13 protein-coding genes are annotated in these 14543 nt (G+C 70.9%); 6 read left to right on the top strand and 7 right to left on the bottom strand.

From position 1 onward, the window contains the following. Positions 1–19: 19 nt before the first annotated feature. Complete coding sequence (locus AC3WSN_RS19050) at positions 20–1060, bottom strand: SDR family oxidoreductase (protein WP_492540020.1); 1041 nt, start codon at positions 1058–1060, stop codon at positions 20–22. 195 nt (positions 1061–1255) lie between these two features. On the opposite strand from AC3WSN_RS19050, the gene AC3WSN_RS19045 reads away from it, so the two are divergent. Then, positions 1256–2002, top strand: a complete 747-nt coding sequence (locus tag AC3WSN_RS19045) for a YebC/PmpR family DNA-binding transcriptional regulator (RefSeq protein ID WP_192709923.1) — start codon at positions 1256–1258, stop codon at positions 2000–2002. A 234-nt stretch (positions 2003–2236) separates the two neighbouring features. Here AC3WSN_RS19045 and AC3WSN_RS19040 read toward each other — a convergent pair whose 3' ends face one another. Further along, positions 2237–3223, bottom strand: a complete 987-nt coding sequence (locus tag AC3WSN_RS19040; protein ID WP_492540018.1) for an alginate O-acetyltransferase AlgX-related protein — start codon at positions 3221–3223, stop codon at positions 2237–2239. Between the two features lie 184 nt (positions 3224–3407). Here AC3WSN_RS19040 and ada point away from each other — a divergent pair, with 184 nt between their 5' ends. Continuing rightward, positions 3408–4475 (top strand): bifunctional DNA-binding transcriptional regulator/O6-methylguanine-DNA methyltransferase Ada, encoded by a 1068-nt coding sequence (gene ada, locus AC3WSN_RS19035; protein ID WP_492543167.1) that lies wholly within the window; start codon positions 3408–3410, stop codon positions 4473–4475. Between the two features lie 103 nt (positions 4476–4578). Here ada and AC3WSN_RS19030 read toward each other — a convergent pair whose 3' ends face one another. Together AC3WSN_RS19030 and AC3WSN_RS19025 are read right to left on the bottom strand one after the other, a co-directional pair. After that, positions 4579–5895: a DUF5666 domain-containing protein gene (locus AC3WSN_RS19030; RefSeq protein WP_492540016.1), complete on the bottom strand. Its 1317-nt coding sequence runs from the start codon at positions 5893–5895 to the stop codon at positions 4579–4581. An 11-nt stretch (positions 5896–5906) separates the two neighbouring features. Continuing rightward, positions 5907–6752: a DUF6502 family protein gene (locus tag AC3WSN_RS19025; protein ID WP_192709927.1), complete on the bottom strand. Its 846-nt coding sequence runs from the start codon at positions 6750–6752 to the stop codon at positions 5907–5909. Between the two features lie 473 nt (positions 6753–7225). Here AC3WSN_RS19025 and AC3WSN_RS19020 point away from each other — a divergent pair, with 473 nt between their 5' ends. The 3 genes from AC3WSN_RS19020 (at position 7226) to AC3WSN_RS19010 (ending at position 8690) form a co-directional block, all read left to right on the top strand. Then, positions 7226–7360, top strand: a complete 135-nt coding sequence (locus AC3WSN_RS19020; protein WP_373622035.1) for a hypothetical protein — start codon at positions 7226–7228, stop codon at positions 7358–7360. Positions 7361–7395: 35 nt separating this feature from the next. Beyond that, the gene (locus AC3WSN_RS19015; protein WP_492540013.1) at positions 7396–8133 is read left to right on the top strand and encodes an outer membrane protein; all 738 of its coding nucleotides are present in this window, start codon (positions 7396–7398) and stop codon (positions 8131–8133) included. A gap of 179 nt (positions 8134–8312) precedes the next feature. Continuing rightward, positions 8313–8690, top strand: a complete 378-nt coding sequence (locus tag AC3WSN_RS19010; protein ID WP_492540011.1) for a phospholipase A2 family protein — start codon at positions 8313–8315, stop codon at positions 8688–8690. A gap of 32 nt (positions 8691–8722) precedes the next feature. Here the strand turns inward: AC3WSN_RS19010 and grpE are convergent, their stop codons facing one another. The 3 genes from grpE to AC3WSN_RS18995 all read right to left on the bottom strand — a co-directional run bounded on the left by grpE (position 8723) and on the right by AC3WSN_RS18995 (position 13728). Next, positions 8723–9337, bottom strand: coding sequence for a nucleotide exchange factor GrpE (grpE, locus tag AC3WSN_RS19005; RefSeq protein WP_492540010.1), 615 nt, complete (start codon positions 9335–9337; stop codon positions 8723–8725). A 103-nt stretch (positions 9338–9440) separates the two neighbouring features. Then, positions 9441–12248, bottom strand: a complete 2808-nt coding sequence (locus tag AC3WSN_RS19000; RefSeq protein ID WP_492540008.1) for a [protein-PII] uridylyltransferase — start codon at positions 12246–12248, stop codon at positions 9441–9443. 61 nt (positions 12249–12309) lie between these two features. Continuing rightward, positions 12310–13728, bottom strand: coding sequence for a TAXI family TRAP transporter solute-binding subunit (locus tag AC3WSN_RS18995; RefSeq protein ID WP_492540006.1), 1419 nt, complete (start codon positions 13726–13728; stop codon positions 12310–12312). Between the two features lie 224 nt (positions 13729–13952). Between AC3WSN_RS18995 and AC3WSN_RS18990 the strand changes: the two genes are divergently transcribed. Beyond that, entirely contained in the window at positions 13953–14492 is a 540-nt protein-coding gene (locus AC3WSN_RS18990; protein WP_492543165.1) for a regulatory protein RecX, read from the top strand. The last annotated feature ends 51 nt before the right edge of the window (positions 14493–14543 follow it).

Raw genomic sequence — 14543 nt, 5'->3', positions numbered from 1 at the left:
TGCTGCGGGAGCCGATGCGCTAGCGTCGGCTCAGCCGCCGATCCGCGCGACCTTCGGTCCGCCCGTGCGCCTCGGTGGCGAACAGCATCGTGCCCGCCACCACGCCGAGCGCCGCCGCGATCCCGAACTTGAGCCAGCGCGGGTCGGCCGCGGTGACGTGGTTGGTCGCACGGGCGTCGAAGCGGCCATGCGGACCGGGATCGGTGTCAACCGGGCCGTAGAGGTTGTCGGGGCGGTTCGTCTGGGCCTTCACGCTGGTCATCTCCCCGCGATAGCCGTGCCGGGCAAGGTAGCCGTCGATCCAACCCGGGATCAGCATGTTTCCGATGATCGCCTTCCAGGCCGAGGCGCCGATCCACAATTCCCGCGGCGCGTCGTGGGCCGCCCGGAAGACGTGCCGGGCGATCGCCTCGGGCTGGTAGATCGGCGGCACCGGCTCGAGCTTGCGCGGCAGCCGCGAGCGCGCCCAGTCGAACTGCGGCGTGTTCACCGCCGGCAGCTGCACCATCGTCAGGCGCACGCGGCTGCCGTCGTGGAGCAGCTCGCTGCGCAGGGAATCGACGAAGCCGCGCACGGCGGCCTTGGCGGCGCAGTAGCTCGCCTGGAGCGGGATCGACCGGTAGGCCAGCGCCGAGCCGATATGGACGATCGTGCCCCGGTCGCGCGGCACCATGTGGCGGAGCGCCGCCAGCGTGCCGTGGACCTGGCCGAGATAGGTGACCTCGGTGGCGCGGCGGAACTCCTCCGGGCTCGTCTCCTGCACGGGCGCGTAGATCGTCACCATCGCGTTGTTGACCCAGACATCGATGCCGCCGAACCGCTCCGCCAGCGCGTCGGCGGCCTGCGCGACGGCATCCGCGTCGGCGACGTCGGCCGCGAAGGCCAGGGCCCGGCCACCGGCCTGCTCGACGTCCCGGATCGTACCCCGGAGCCCAGCCTCGCCCCGGGCGATCAGCCCGACATTCCAGCCATGCCGGGCAAATTCGTGCGCGACGGCCCGGCCGACACCGGCGCTCGCGCCCGCCACCATGACCGTGTTGCGTCCGTTACGACCCGACATCCAACATCCAGCTGCGCGAGAATCCCTGCGGCAACGCCCGGACGCGGCAATCTTTCCGCTGCAATCCGATGCCGCCTCCGTGAGCGGCCGCGTTGCTTCGCCGGAAGGCAGCGGCCTATAACGCGGCGACCTCACAGCCGCGACGGCGGGGTCCCGGACGCCCGCCCTCGCCAACGAACAAAAGTCTGAACCGTCATGGCAGGCCATTCGCAGTTCAAGAACATCATGCACCGGAAGGGCCGGGTGGACGCGGTCCGCTCGAAGGTGTTCGGCAAGCTCGCCCGCGAGATCACCGTGGCGGCCAAGCTCGGCACGCCCGACCCGGCGATGAACCCGCGGCTGCGGGCGGCGATCCTGGCGGCCCGCGCCGAGAATATGCCCAAGGACAATATCGAGCGCGCCATCAAGAAGGCCGCCGGCGCCGACGGCGAGAATTACGAGGACATCCGCTACGAGGGCTACGGGCCGGGCGGGGCCGCGCTGATCGTCGAGGCGCAGACCGACAACCGCAATCGCACCGCCTCGGACGTGCGCTCCGCCTTCACCAAGTCTGGCGGGAGCCTGGCCGAGACCGGGGCCGTCGCCTTCATGTTCGACCGCGTCGGCGTGATCGCCTACCCGGCCGCTGTGGCCGATGCCGACACGATGCTGGAGGCCGCGATCGACGCCGGCGCCGACGATGTCAGCTCCGGTGAGGACGGGCACGAGGTGATTTGCGCCCAGGATTCCTACGGCGAGGTCGCCAAGGCGCTGGAGGCCCGTTTCGGCGAGCCGAGCCGCACCGGCCTGATCTGGAAGGCGCAGAACACGATCGATGTGGACGACGAGACCGGCGAGAAGCTGATCCGCCTCGTCGAGGTGATCGAGGACCAGGACGACGTCCAGAACGTCTACGTCAACTTCGCTCTGTCGGACGCGCTGGTGGCGAAGCTTCAGGCGTAAGAGGCGCTCGCTCTCCCGGGTCTCGCCGCCCGTAAAGCGAACGCACGGTCATTCCGGAGCGCCGCAGGCGAGCCCGGACCCGATGGGGTATGCCGGAAGCGGGCAATCCAGAGCCGCCGACGGAGCCAGGCTGGACCACGGCGTGGATCTGGATTCCGCACCTGCTGTTCAGTCCCGGAATGACCGGGCTCCCGCGCCGGGACGCGAGACGTTCGTGAAGCTTACGTCCGGCGCTCAGGCACCCGCGGCCGCGAGTTCGGTGCCGAAGCGGTCCTGCGCGTAGCGTTCCACCGAGAAGGTGTCGTCGGGCAGCTGGACCATGAAGCGCTCGGCCACTTCGGTCAGCACGATGTCGGGCCTGACGCGCTCGATATACGGCCAGTCGAGCGAGGTGCTCCAGATGAAGTGCACCTCGCGGAACGTCTCGGCCAGCATGATCGTCAGCATGTACGGCATGACGTGCGAAAAGGAATCGCCGAACAGCGCCAAGCGGCGCGGGTCGGTCGCCTTGGCGTTGCCGTAGACCACATGCGCGCCGACATGCAGGGTGTGCAGGAGGCCGGCCTTCTCCCGGGCCTCGACGATCGGGCTGCCATAGGTCCGCACCGCGTCCTGCTGCATCAGGACGGTGCGTGAGCGCGCCCGGCGGGGCGGATCGAACGCGCTCCCGAGGTCGCCATCGTGATCGGACTCGAAGGAGGGCCGGTCCCGGAGATCGACCCGGGGCTCGGCCCCCAGCGCCCGGCAGATCTCCGCGTAGGCGAGGTAGCAGCCGTCGGGAGACCAGTGGGTATCGGTCCGGCAATAGAGGTCGCACAGATCGCGCTGAGCGCGCATCGGCGTCACCAGATCGATGCAGGTCTCGCGCCAGCGCTTCCGCCGACGCCACGCGGTATAGAGGCCGAGAGGCCCACGACGACTGGCCAGCGGCGGCTCTCTGTTGAGCAGCCGGTAGGCCGGCGATGCGGTCGGTCGGATCGTGATGCCGTCGAGCCGGTGATCGTAGATCATCAGCTTCTCCGGCGCGACCACGTGCCGGTACAGGATGCCCATGGCTCGCAGCCGCCGCTCGCGGGTCGCCAAGAGACTCCGCCATTGCCAGACAAGCTCGGTGGTCTCCTCCGGCCTCTCGTACTGGCCGAGGACGTCGTTGGTCCCGGTCTTGAGGAACAGCCACCCGTCCTTGCCGACATGGATGTGGTCGGGCGTGCTCGAAGCCATGGCGCACTCGTGAGACTGATCGGCCGCTCAGGCTGCTTCCGCCGCGGACGGCGGATTCGACAGCAAGGAGCGGGATGCCGGACTTGTGGCAGGCGGGCAGAGTGGCGCGAACGTCCTCTCCGGCCCGTCAGGTTCCGTCATGCCCCTCCCCATCGCCGACGCCAAGACGCATAGTGCCGTCGCCATGAGCAACCGCCCGCCGATCGACACCGCCGAGGCCGTCCGCTGGGCCGCCGTGACCGATCGCGACGGGCGGGCGGACGGCACCTTCGTGTACGCGGTCCGCACCACGGGCGTGTATTGCCGCCCGAGCTGCGCGTCCCGGGCGGCGCGGCCGGAGAATGTGAGCTTCCACGCGACCTGTGAGCAAGCGGAGGCCGCCGGCTTCCGGCCCTGCCGGCGTTGCCGGCCGAACGAGGTCGGGCTGGCCGAGCGCCGCGCCGAGGCGGTGGCCCGGGCCTGCCGTGCCATCGAGGCGGCCGAGACGATGCCGCCGCTCGCGGAACTCGCCCGTGTCGCCGGCCTGAGCGCCTTCCACTTCCACCGCATCTTCAAGGCCGCCACGGGCGTCACCCCGAAAGCCTATGCCGCCTCCTGCCGCGCCGCGGCGCTCACGGCCCGGCTGCCGGGCGCCGAAACGGTGACGGAGGCACTCTACGAGGCCGGCTACAGCACCGCGAGCCGGTTCTATGCCGGGGGCGCCCCGCGCCTCGGCATGGCGCCCGACCTCTATCGGAAGGGCGCTGCCGGCATCCGCATGCGGTTCGGCATCGGCGCCTGCTCCCTCGGGGCGATCCTCGTCGCCGCCACCGAGGCGGGCGTCTGCGCGATTCTGCTCGGGGACGAACCCGACGCCCTGGCGCGGGATCTCCAGGATCGCTTCCCGGGGGCGGAGATCGAGGGCGGTGATCCGGTCTTCGAGACCTGGATGGCGCGGGTCATCGGCCTCGTCGAGGCGCCGGGCGGCGGGCTCGATCTGCCGCTCGACATCCGCGGCACCGCCTTCCAGCAGCGAGTCTGGGAGGCGCTGAGGAAGATCCCCGTCGGCGCGACGGCGAGCTACGCCGAGGTCGCCCGCGCTATCGGCGCGCCGGCCGCGATGCGGGCCGTCGCCCAGGCCTGCGGCGCAAACCCCATCGCGGTCGCGATTCCCTGCCACCGGGTGGTCCGCTCGGACGGAGCCCTGTCGGGTTATCGCTGGGGCGTCGCGCGCAAGCGCGCCCTGCTCGCCCGCGAGACCGACAGTTGCTGAGGCCCGTCATCGCGCGCAGCGCAGCGAGCCTGGGCGACGCGACCGCGGTAAGCGCGACGCGACACTGGATGGCTTCGCTGTGCGCGCAAGGACGATCGTGCTTCTAGCGCCGGCCTCCGCCCGGGCCGCCGAAGCCGCCGGCTCCGCCGAATCCCCCTCCGCCGGGGCCAGGGCCAGGCCCCCCGGGCGGACCGCCGAAGCCGCCTGGGCCGACCGGGAACGCTCCGGGACCTGACGGCGGCGCGCCGCCGAAGCCGCCGCGGGGCGCCCTGAATCCATCAGCGCCGTCCGCGCCGGGGACGACCGCGCCCCCCGGCCGAGTGTCGATCGCGGGGGCGTGCGGCTCGCCAATGCCGCCCGGACCGCCCTGCCGACCGCCGGGCTCGGCGCCGAACCGGCCGGGCATCTCGTCGGGCAGGTTGCGCAGGTCGAGCCGGTCGCGCTCCCGCTCGAACCGTGGCGTATCCGGTTGCGGAGGCTCGGGCGCGATGCGGTTCTCGATCCGCAGCCGCTCGACAGTCAGATCGCCGTCCCGCGCGATGGTCGCGGTCAGCACGGCCCGCGCGCTCCCCGTGCGCGGCACCTGGACATTCGGACGGCCCGCGACGGCGTAGCCCGAGCCGACATCCAGGCGCGTGCCGGTCCGGCCGATATAGGCTTCGATGGAGACCTGCTTCAGGCCTGGCGGAAACGGCAGCCCGACCTGCGCGGCGTTCGTCACGCGCAGCGCGCCGTCCGCTTCGGTGCCGGTCACCAGGGCGCGTTTGCCCGGCGGCAGCGCCTCCGCGCCCGTCAGGCGCAGGGCTCCGATGGTGAGGGCACCTCCAGCGTCGCGCTGCACCGGCCCGGCGACGCGATCCGGTCCGGACGTGCGCGGCTCGATCAGGCTGGCGACGATCACGCCGTCAGGCCGCCGCAGGCCGCTCACCGCGACCCGAGCGCCAGTCTGCCAGGTGCCGGTCAGACCCGCGGTGGAGACCCGCTGCCCGAGCACGATCATTCGTCCCGGCGAGACCGACTCGACCCGTCCCACCACCTCGCTCGTCACGTCGATCCGGCGGGTGGCGAGGCTGCCGCCCTCGGGCCGCGCGACCACATGGACGACATGACCGATTTTCAGATCGGCCGCCGTCCCGGCTTCGCCGTCGATCCGGACCTCGACCCCGGGTGGGTAGGCAATGCGCAGGTCGTTGACGATGATCGAGCCGAAGCGGCGGATCGTCCCGATCACGCCGGTGCCGCCGATGCCCCGGTCGCCTTCCCCCAGCGAGCCGTCGCGCGGCTCGTCGGTCCTCATCATGCCGGTGCCGCCGATGCCCTGGTCGCGTGGGGCCTCCTGCGGGCGGACGGCACCCGGGTGCAGGGCTGCGGCGCCCGCGAGCAGGCGGAGGACGAACCGGCGGTTCGGCAAGGATCGCACCGGCCGGCTCCTCAGCGCCCGTCCGTGGGGGGCGCCGACGCTGCGGCCTCCGTGTAGATGTAGAGCCCGAAGTTCCAGCGGTGATCGCCGCCCGGATCGGTCTGGCAGGCGGCGTGCGCTTCCCGGTTGGCCTGCTGCAGGGCCTCCATGGCGATCTCGCGCGCCCGCGCCTCAAGTTTGGTCGCGAGGTCCTTGGAGAGCCCGTCGTAGTGGACGGCCCGCTCCAGGAAGCGCGGCCTGTCGCCGACGATGTTGGCCACGGCTGCCGCGATGTGGTCGTGCAGGTTGCGGCCGAAATAGTAGAGCTGCGGTCCCTCCGCGCCGTCGCCGCGCGGCACGTAGGCCGCCTCCGCCAGCACGATCCTGTCCTGCGCGTCCGTGAAGGCGAGGCCCCGGTCGAGCCATTCGTCGAGGACGGCGCGCGGCCGCACGTCCCGGGTGATGCCCGAGACCAGGGTCTCGAAGGAGGACGCGCTGCCCTCGGCGGTTCGCGGCAGCGGCAGGGGGTGACCCTGCGGATCGGTGAAAGCCGGGTCGGCGATCCAGCGGGCGATGATGCGGCTCGTGCGCGAGACGACGGCCGGCACGGCGCTGACCGGGGCGCCGGCACCGCGCAGCCGCCGCACTTCCTTCCGGTGGATGCCGGTGAGGAGGGAGACGCGGCTGTCCGTCTGCTCCTTGCCGGCGAGGGCAAAATCGTACTCGGCGACGTTCACGTAGAGCTCGCGCAGCAGATCTGTGAGCGCCGGGAAGGTGATGCCGCGCGCCACCAGCAGGCGCACGAGCGGGCGCAGGAGCCGCGCCAAGGGCGCGTGCAGACTGGCGCCCTCGCGCGGGGGATCGGCAGACTCGGACATGGGCTCATCGTTAGCGCATGCGCCGTGGGAGACAATCCCACAACGTGCGGATCCGCACACCGATATGCGCTTTCCGAATTGACGTGGGAAATTTGCACACTTAAGTGAATTGTGTGGTCAAGTTTCCCACGGAACTGGAGCGTGCCGATGACGGTGGATCCCTGCAGGCTCGTCGCCGACGCGCTGCCGCCTGTCACGCTCACCTCCGCGTCGACCTGCCGGAGTCGCCAGACCAACCCTATGCCGCGGCTCGGACGCATCGCCTGCGTCCTCGCCGCCCTCGCGCTGCCCGCCATCGGGATCGCTGTCGCGGATACGGTCCACCGCGGCAACGGACCGAAGGCGCCGCAGGCCGCCGCTCCCGTCACCCCCTCAGACGGGGCGGCGGTACCCTTGGGTACCGTTACGCCCGCGCGGACCCTGCGGGCCATGCGGACCGCCGCAGCATCCGTTCGGCCCGGGGAGATCCGGTCGTGATCGCCCTGTCCGGGACGGGCCGGGACCGGGTGCGTCCGGTGCCCAGCTGTGGCGGGGGCCCGATCCTCGATCTGGCGCTCTGCCTGATCCTCTCCGTGACCGTCGTCGGCCTGCTCCTGCTGGCCCTGTAACCCCGCGGCTCGGCCGCTCCACGCACGAGACCACTATGACGACATCGTTCCGCGCCGCGCTCCTCGGCGCAGCGGCTGGCTGCCTCGCGCTCAGTGCGCAGGCCGCGGATCTGCCGCGCCGCGCGCCGCCGCCATCTCCGCCGCCGCTGCCGATCTTCACCTGGACAGGGTTCTACGCCGGTCTGAATGCCGGCTACGCCTTCCGCACGGACAGCAGCGGCTTCACCGACCCGACCTACGGCATCGTGGCCGGCGGCAAGAGCTCCGGCGGCTTCGCGGGTGGCGGGCAGATCGGGTACAATTACCAGTTCACGCCGGGCTCCGGCTTCGTGCTCGGCTTCGAGACCGACATCCAGGCGGCGTCCTTTGCCAAGGCGGACGCCGCCTATCTCGGCACGACGCCGTATTACAGCGTTCGACCGAGCCTCGACTACTTCGGCACCGTCCGTGGCCGCCTCGGCTACGCCTTCGACCGCGTCCTCGTCTACGGAACCGGCGGCTTCGCGTATGGCGGCGGATCCCGCACGTCCTCCGCGACGTCCTATCCTTACACCCTGCCCGGAACCGATCGGACCGGCTACGCGGCGGGCGGCGGCATCGAGTATGCCTTCACCGAGAAGCTCTCCGTCAAAGTGGAGGCGCTGTACATCCATCTCGGTCGTGGCTTCACTGGATCGACATATTACAATGCCAGCGTTCCGGCGTATTACGGTGCCGGCAAACAGGATTCAGGGTTTGGTCTGGTCAGGGCTGGGGTGAATTACCGATTCTAGTCAATATTAGCTGCGGCGGACCTTGACGGCTTGGCTGTGGTGAGGCGCTATGCCCGGCATTCGGCTCCGCGAATCCTTCGGCCGGTCGATCGCGTCCACGGCTGGTTCGGGTCGTCGGGGCCGGATGCCGCACGGGTGTCGCCGCGCGGTGTCAGGAGATATTTCCGACAGGATCGGCCGTGATCGCTCCCAGCCCGACCTTCACCAAGTTGGCCGTTCTCGTCCTTGGACTCGCAGCCTGTGCGGCGGGCGCGCGGGCACAGGATATCGTTCCGCCGAGCGCATCCAGCCGAGGCGCGATCCTGATCTACGGGAACTATTGCGGGCCGGGGAACCGCGGCCCCGGCTATGCGCCGATCGACGCGCTGGATCTCGCCTGCGCGCATCATGACGCCTGCTCGACCGACCCGGCTTCGGGCGTCCTGACGAGCTGTGCCTGCAACCGGCGCCTTGAGGTCGAGGCGGGCCTGGTCGCGCGCGATCCGCGGGCGCCGGCCCAGACCCGCCAGACGGCGCAGTTCATCGCGAGCTTCGCCACGGCGCTGCCCTGCCGGTAGGGAGCGCCGCGGTTTCGATCAGGTAATCGCGATCAGGCGGCGTCGGCCGGGCTGGCGGCCGCCTTCGGGCCGCCCTTGGCGACGCCGACCAGAGCGGGACGCAGCACGCGCTCGCCGATGACGTAGCCGGCCTGCACGACCTGGACGACGGTGCCGGCCGGCACCTCCGGGTTCGGCACCTCGAACATGGCCTGATGCCGGTTCGGGTCGAACCTCTGGCCCTGCGGTTCGACGATCTTCACCCCGTGGCGCTCCAGGGTCTTGCCGAGGTCACGCTCGGTGAGCTCGATCCCGTCGATCAGGCCTTTCAGCGCGCCGTCGGCCGTGGCCTTCGCGTCGGCTGGGACGCTGTCGAGGGCGCGGCGGATGTTGTCGGCGACGTTGAGCACGTCGCGGGCGAAGTTCGTGACCGCGTAGGCGCGCGCATCCGCGACCTCGCGCTCGGTCCGGCGGCGCAGGTTCTCCATCTCGGCAAGCGTGCGCAGCATCCGGTCCTTCAGCTCGTCGCGCTCGGCGGTGAGCAGGGCCAGGGCCTCCGCGACAGGATCGACGGAGGCCGCCTCGGCGCCCTGACCTGTGGGCGCCGTATCCTGGGCCGCGCCGGCACCGGCTTCGACCGTGGTCTGGCGCTGGTCATCCTGGGGCATGTCGTTGCTCGTCATCGTGTTTCAGTCGTCAGGGCAGGGTGGTTCGGGGCAATCGGAGCCGGCGCTGATATCTGGCCCGGAGGCGGCGAAATCAACCCGGCGCTCACGCCTCGCGGGGTGGCGGGGCGGCAACCAGGGCCTCCAGCCCCTCCGCCTTCAGGGCGGCGACGTCGCCCGCGAACACATCCATCACGGCGCCGCGGATCGCGGCCTGGCGATCGGGCTGAGTCACCCGGGTGCCGGTGAGGTCGGTGACGTAGAAGACGTCGACCGCCCGCTCGCCGAAGGTCGCCACATGCGCCGAGGTGATGTTGAGCGACAGCCGGCCGAAGGCGGTGGTCAGCTCGTAGAGCAGACCGGGCCGGTCGAGGCCCGTGACCTCGACGACGGTCTCCCGGCTCGACAGGGCGTTGTCGATGATCACGTCCGGCGGCACCGGGAAGGTCTTGGCGCGCGTGCTGGTCGACGGGTGCTTGTCGGCGACCAGGTCGGCGATCTTGATCTCGCCCTTCAGCGCCCGCTCGATCGCCGCCGTGATGCGCTTGGTCCGGCGCAGCTCGTCCTCGTCGCGCTCAAAGGCGCGGGAGATGAAGATCGTGTCGAGGGCGAAGCCGTCCGTGGTGGTGAAGATCTGCGCGTCGACAATGTTGCTGCCGGCGGCCGCGCAGGCTCCGGTGACGATCGCGAGCAGCCGCGGATGGTCGGGCGAGTAGACGGTGATCTCGGTCACTCCCCGTACGGGGTCGAGGGCGACGTCGGTCGCGCTGGTGCGGCCATCGGCAAGTGCGTCGCGCAGGAACACCGCGTTCTTGAGCTGGCGGGTGCTGTCGACCTTGAGCCAGTAGGCCTGGCCATGGCGGGCCGCGTAGGCGTCGAACTCCTCCGACGCCCAGCTCGGCAGCTGCTCGCGCAGGCTCATCTGGACGAGGCGCACCCGGTCGGTACGGGCGATCTCGGAATGGCCGCCCGACAGGTAGACCTCGGTCTCGTCGTAGAGCGTGCGGAGCAGCGTGCCCTTCCAGGCCGTCCAGACGCCGGGGCCGACCGCCGTGATGTCGGCCACCGTCAGGATCGTCAGGAGCTTCAGCCGCTCCAGGCTCTGCACGCTCGCGGCGAAGCGCTCGATCGTCTTGGCGTCCGAGAGGTCGCGGCTCTGCGCGGTCATGGACATCAGCAGGTGATGCTCGACCAGCCAGCACACCGTTTCGGTCTCGGCCTGGTTCAGGCCGAAGCGGGGGCAGAGCTTCTCGGCGATGGCGGCGCCGGCGATCGAATGATCCTCCGGCCGGCCCTTGGCGATGTCGTGCAGCAGGATCGCCACGTAGAGCGCCGTGCGGTTGTGGATCGAGTGCACGAGGCGCGAGACCAGCGGGTAGGTCTCCTGGACCCGGCCCGACTCGATGTCGGCCAGCACGCCGACGGTGCGCAGCAGGTGCTCGTCCACCGTGAAGTGGTGGTACATGTTGAACTGCATCATCGCGACGATGCGGCCGAAATCCGGGATGAACCGGCCGAGCACGCCCGCCTCGTTCATCTCGCGCAGGGCCTCCTCCGGGGCGTTCCGGGACGTCAGGATGTCGAGGAACAGGCGGTTCGCCTCCGTGTCCCCACGCAGCGACGGATTGATCAGCCGGAGCGACCGGTTGGCCAAGCGCTTGGCGTCCGGGTGGATGGCGAGGTTGTGCCGGTCGGCGAGCCAGAACAGGCGGATCAGGTTGACGGGATCGCGCTCGAAGGCGTCCTCGGCCCGCAGGTTCACCCGGCCGTGGTCGATCCAGAAATCCTCAGCCTCGATGGCGGTGGCGCGGAACCGGTCGCGGAACCGGCCGATCCAGCGGTCGAGCACCGGCGTGCGCTTGGCGTGGCGCGCTTCGAGCTCGGCGCAGACGATCGCGGTGAGATCGCCGACATCCTTGGCGATGCGGAAATACGCCTTCATGAAGCGCTCGACGCCCGACAGGCCGCCGCGCGCCTCGTAGCCGAAGCGCTCAGCGATCCGCGGCTGTAGGCCGAAGGACAGGCGCTCCTCGGCGCGCTTGGTCGCGAAATGCATGTGGCAGCGGACCCGCCACAGGAACTCGTCGCAGCGCTCGAACAGCGCGTATTCCTCCGGCGTGAACAGGCCGGCGCTGACGAGCTCGATCTGATCGCGCACCCGGTAGGTGTATTTGGCGATCCAGAACAGCGTGTTCAGGTCGCGCAGACCGCCCTTGCCGTCCTTGACGTTGGGCTCGACGAGGTAGCGCGAGGAGCCGGCCTTCGAGACGCGCAGGTCACGCTCGCGCAGCTTCGCGTCCACGAACTCGGCGGCCGAGCCGACCACCAGCTCGGCGTCGAAGCGCGTCACCAGCTCCTCGTACAGGACCCGCGTGCCGAACAGGTACCGCGCCTCCAAGAGGGCGGTACGGATCGTCATGTCGGCCCGCGCCTCGCGCAGGCACTCCTCCACGGAGCGCGTGGCGTGCCCGACCTTCAGCTTCAGGTCCCACAGGACGTAGAGCATCCCCTCGACGACGCTCTCGGACCACGCGGTCTGCTTGTAGGGCAGCAGGAACAGCAGATCGATGTCCGAGCCCGGTGCCATCGTGCCCCGGCCGTAGCCGCCGGTGGCGACCACCGCGAGCTGCTCGCCGGTGGAGGGGTTGTCGTTCGGATAGAGCCGCCAGACCACGGCGTCGTGGATCGCCCGGACCACCGCGTCGGTGAGCGCCGAGAGGCTCTGGGCGCAACGCAGCCCATTGCGGTCCTCGAGGAGCTGCGCCTCGGCGGCGCGATGGCCCTCCTCGATCACCCGGCGCAGCTGCGGCACCAGCGCGGCCCGGAGCTTGGTGGGCTCGCGAGCCTCGCGGTCGAGGTTCTCCAGGACCGTATCGAGGGCGGCGACGGGATCGAACATGGCTCCCGTTAGCATGATATGCCTACGCCGCCAGCCATGCGGCGCGGCGCCTCCGCGGTCCGCGCGGCGCGGGTCACTATTCCGCAGCCGGCAGATCAAGGGCCAGCAACCGGGCCGTCCGCCTGCGGGTGGTCGCCGGCGGTTCCGCCTCGCCGGTCTGCCGCCGCGCGTCGGCGATGGCGGCGTGGACTCCGTCGACCGCCAGGATCAGGGCGCTGACCGTGCGGGCGTCGATGCTGCGCTCCCGGGCGTAGCAGACCACGTCCGCCACCAGCCCATCGGTCTCGATCGCGATGGCGTCGAGTTCGGCGCTGCTGGTCGCCGCGCGGACCTCGCGCATGATGTCGAGCAGGCGGTCGAGGACGAAATCGACGCGCTCCCGGCGCTTGCGGGCGAGCCGCTGCCCGATCCAGGCGAAGCCGGAGCCGATCGTGCCGCCGAAGAAGGCGAAGAGGTAGATGTAATCCTCGTAGCGGTCCAGGAAGGTCTGCTGCTCGCGCTCGAAATAGTCGACGGCGCCGGGATGGTTTGGCAGGCGCGCGGAGGTCGCCGCCACCGTCGTGTCGAAGTCCGGCGCCTTCATCAGCTTGGCCACCGGGGCCGCGGAGGCGAGGCGCGAGCGCCACTCGAACAGGTGCTGGGTGGCCGAGGCGACCGCGACGCGGCTCACCGTGCCGCGCGCCATCAGGCGGTACGAGGCGCCGACGGTCTTGACCTCCTCGTCGGGGCGCTTGGGCCGGCCGCCGAAGGTCCCGGCCGGGATGGTGACCGATTGCAGTTCCGGGAAGCGCTGCAGGATCGCGTCCCCGTCGGGGATCGAGACGAATCCGACCTTGTGCTCCGGCGCGCCGAGTTCGACGGCCCGCACCACGGCGCCCGCGACCTTGGAGGCCGGGCTGGCAATCACCGCCACCGCGTCGACGCGCTTCTCGTTGAGCGCGGCGGTGACCTCGCCGACCTTCAGGGGCACCACGACGACGTGGCCGGCTTCCGCCTCGGCGGCGTGGCCGTCCTCCGGCGCGTCCTCGCCCAGGTTGTCGGGCACGAGGTCGTAGAAGGAGAGCAGATTCGTGAGGAAGGGCAGGTCGGCGCTGTGGCGCACGACGATGCCGAGGCGCTTGCGGGCGAGCGCCGGGATGTCGTCGATATCCGCCGCCTCGGGCGCGGTGATGACGAGGGCCTCGTCGTGGAGGATCGCCAGCGTCAGGCCGTTCTCGGGCAGGAAGACGTCCGGCCGCACCACCGCGAGGTCGGCCTTGTTCCGCTGGAGGGCCATGGCGCTGTCGCGGACGTCGCCATAGCGCACGACCTTGAGGCGGACATCCTCGCGGGCCCGGTCGAGGGCCCCGGCATAGGCCTCGATCAGCGCGGCTTCCGGCCCGTCCTGAGGGCCGACCGCGACCACCAGCGTGTTCGGCCGCGACAGGTAGACGATCGCGGCCGCGACCGCGGCCAGCCCCAGGGCCACCAGGACCAGGAGCCACTCGCGGCGCATCAGAGATGTCGCCGCGGCGTGAAGTCGCCGCCGCCACGGTCCCCGAGAGCGGCCGGGCGAAGGACGGGGGGTCGGACCATGGCCGAGCCTGTCGCGTTGCGCGCGTTCCATACCCAAGTCATGAAACGCAAACCTGTCGAGATCGTGAAGAACCGGTGAAACCTTCAAACGTTGCAGGATCCGCGCCAGAACGCCGCAAGGCCGATGCGCCGCCGCCGAAGCCGATCAGTCCGACATGGCTCGAGCGGGCGGCGCTGCACTACCTCGAGCGATACAGCGCCTCCACCGAGATGCTGCGCCGGACCCTGGCGCGGCGGGTGGAGAAGCGGGCGCGCCTGCGCGGGGAGGATCCGGCCGCCTTCGCCGAGATGATCGCCGCGACCGTGGCGCGGGCGGTCTCGGCCGGCCTCGTGGACGATGTGCGCTTCACCGATACCCGCCTCGCCACGCTCCGGCGCCGCGGCACGTCGAGCCGGGGCGTTTCGGCCAAGCTTGCCGCCAAGGGCGTCCCGCGGGACGTGGTCGAGGCCGCCATGCAGGCGGAGCGCGAGGCGATGCCGGACGGAGCGGCGGAGGAGATCGAGACGCAGGCCGCGCAGGCTTACGCCAAGCGGCGGCGGCTCGGACCGTATCGCCGGCCGGACTTGCGGGCGGCGTATCGAGACCGTGATCTCGCCGCGCTGGCGCGGGCCGGGTTCGCCTACGGTCTTGCCCGCCAGGTGATCGACATGGAGATCGACACCGAGCCGGACGCGGCGGAGTGACGGGTGCGGCATCGCGGCTCGGGGCGAAACGCCGGACGGCCTTGCACCTTC

The sequence above is a fragment of the Methylobacterium sp. FW102-HT35C08 genome (assembly GCF_058790235.1).
The sequence above is the reverse complement of the archived record's forward strand: the minus strand, read 5'-3'. Positions and strand labels throughout refer to the sequence as shown.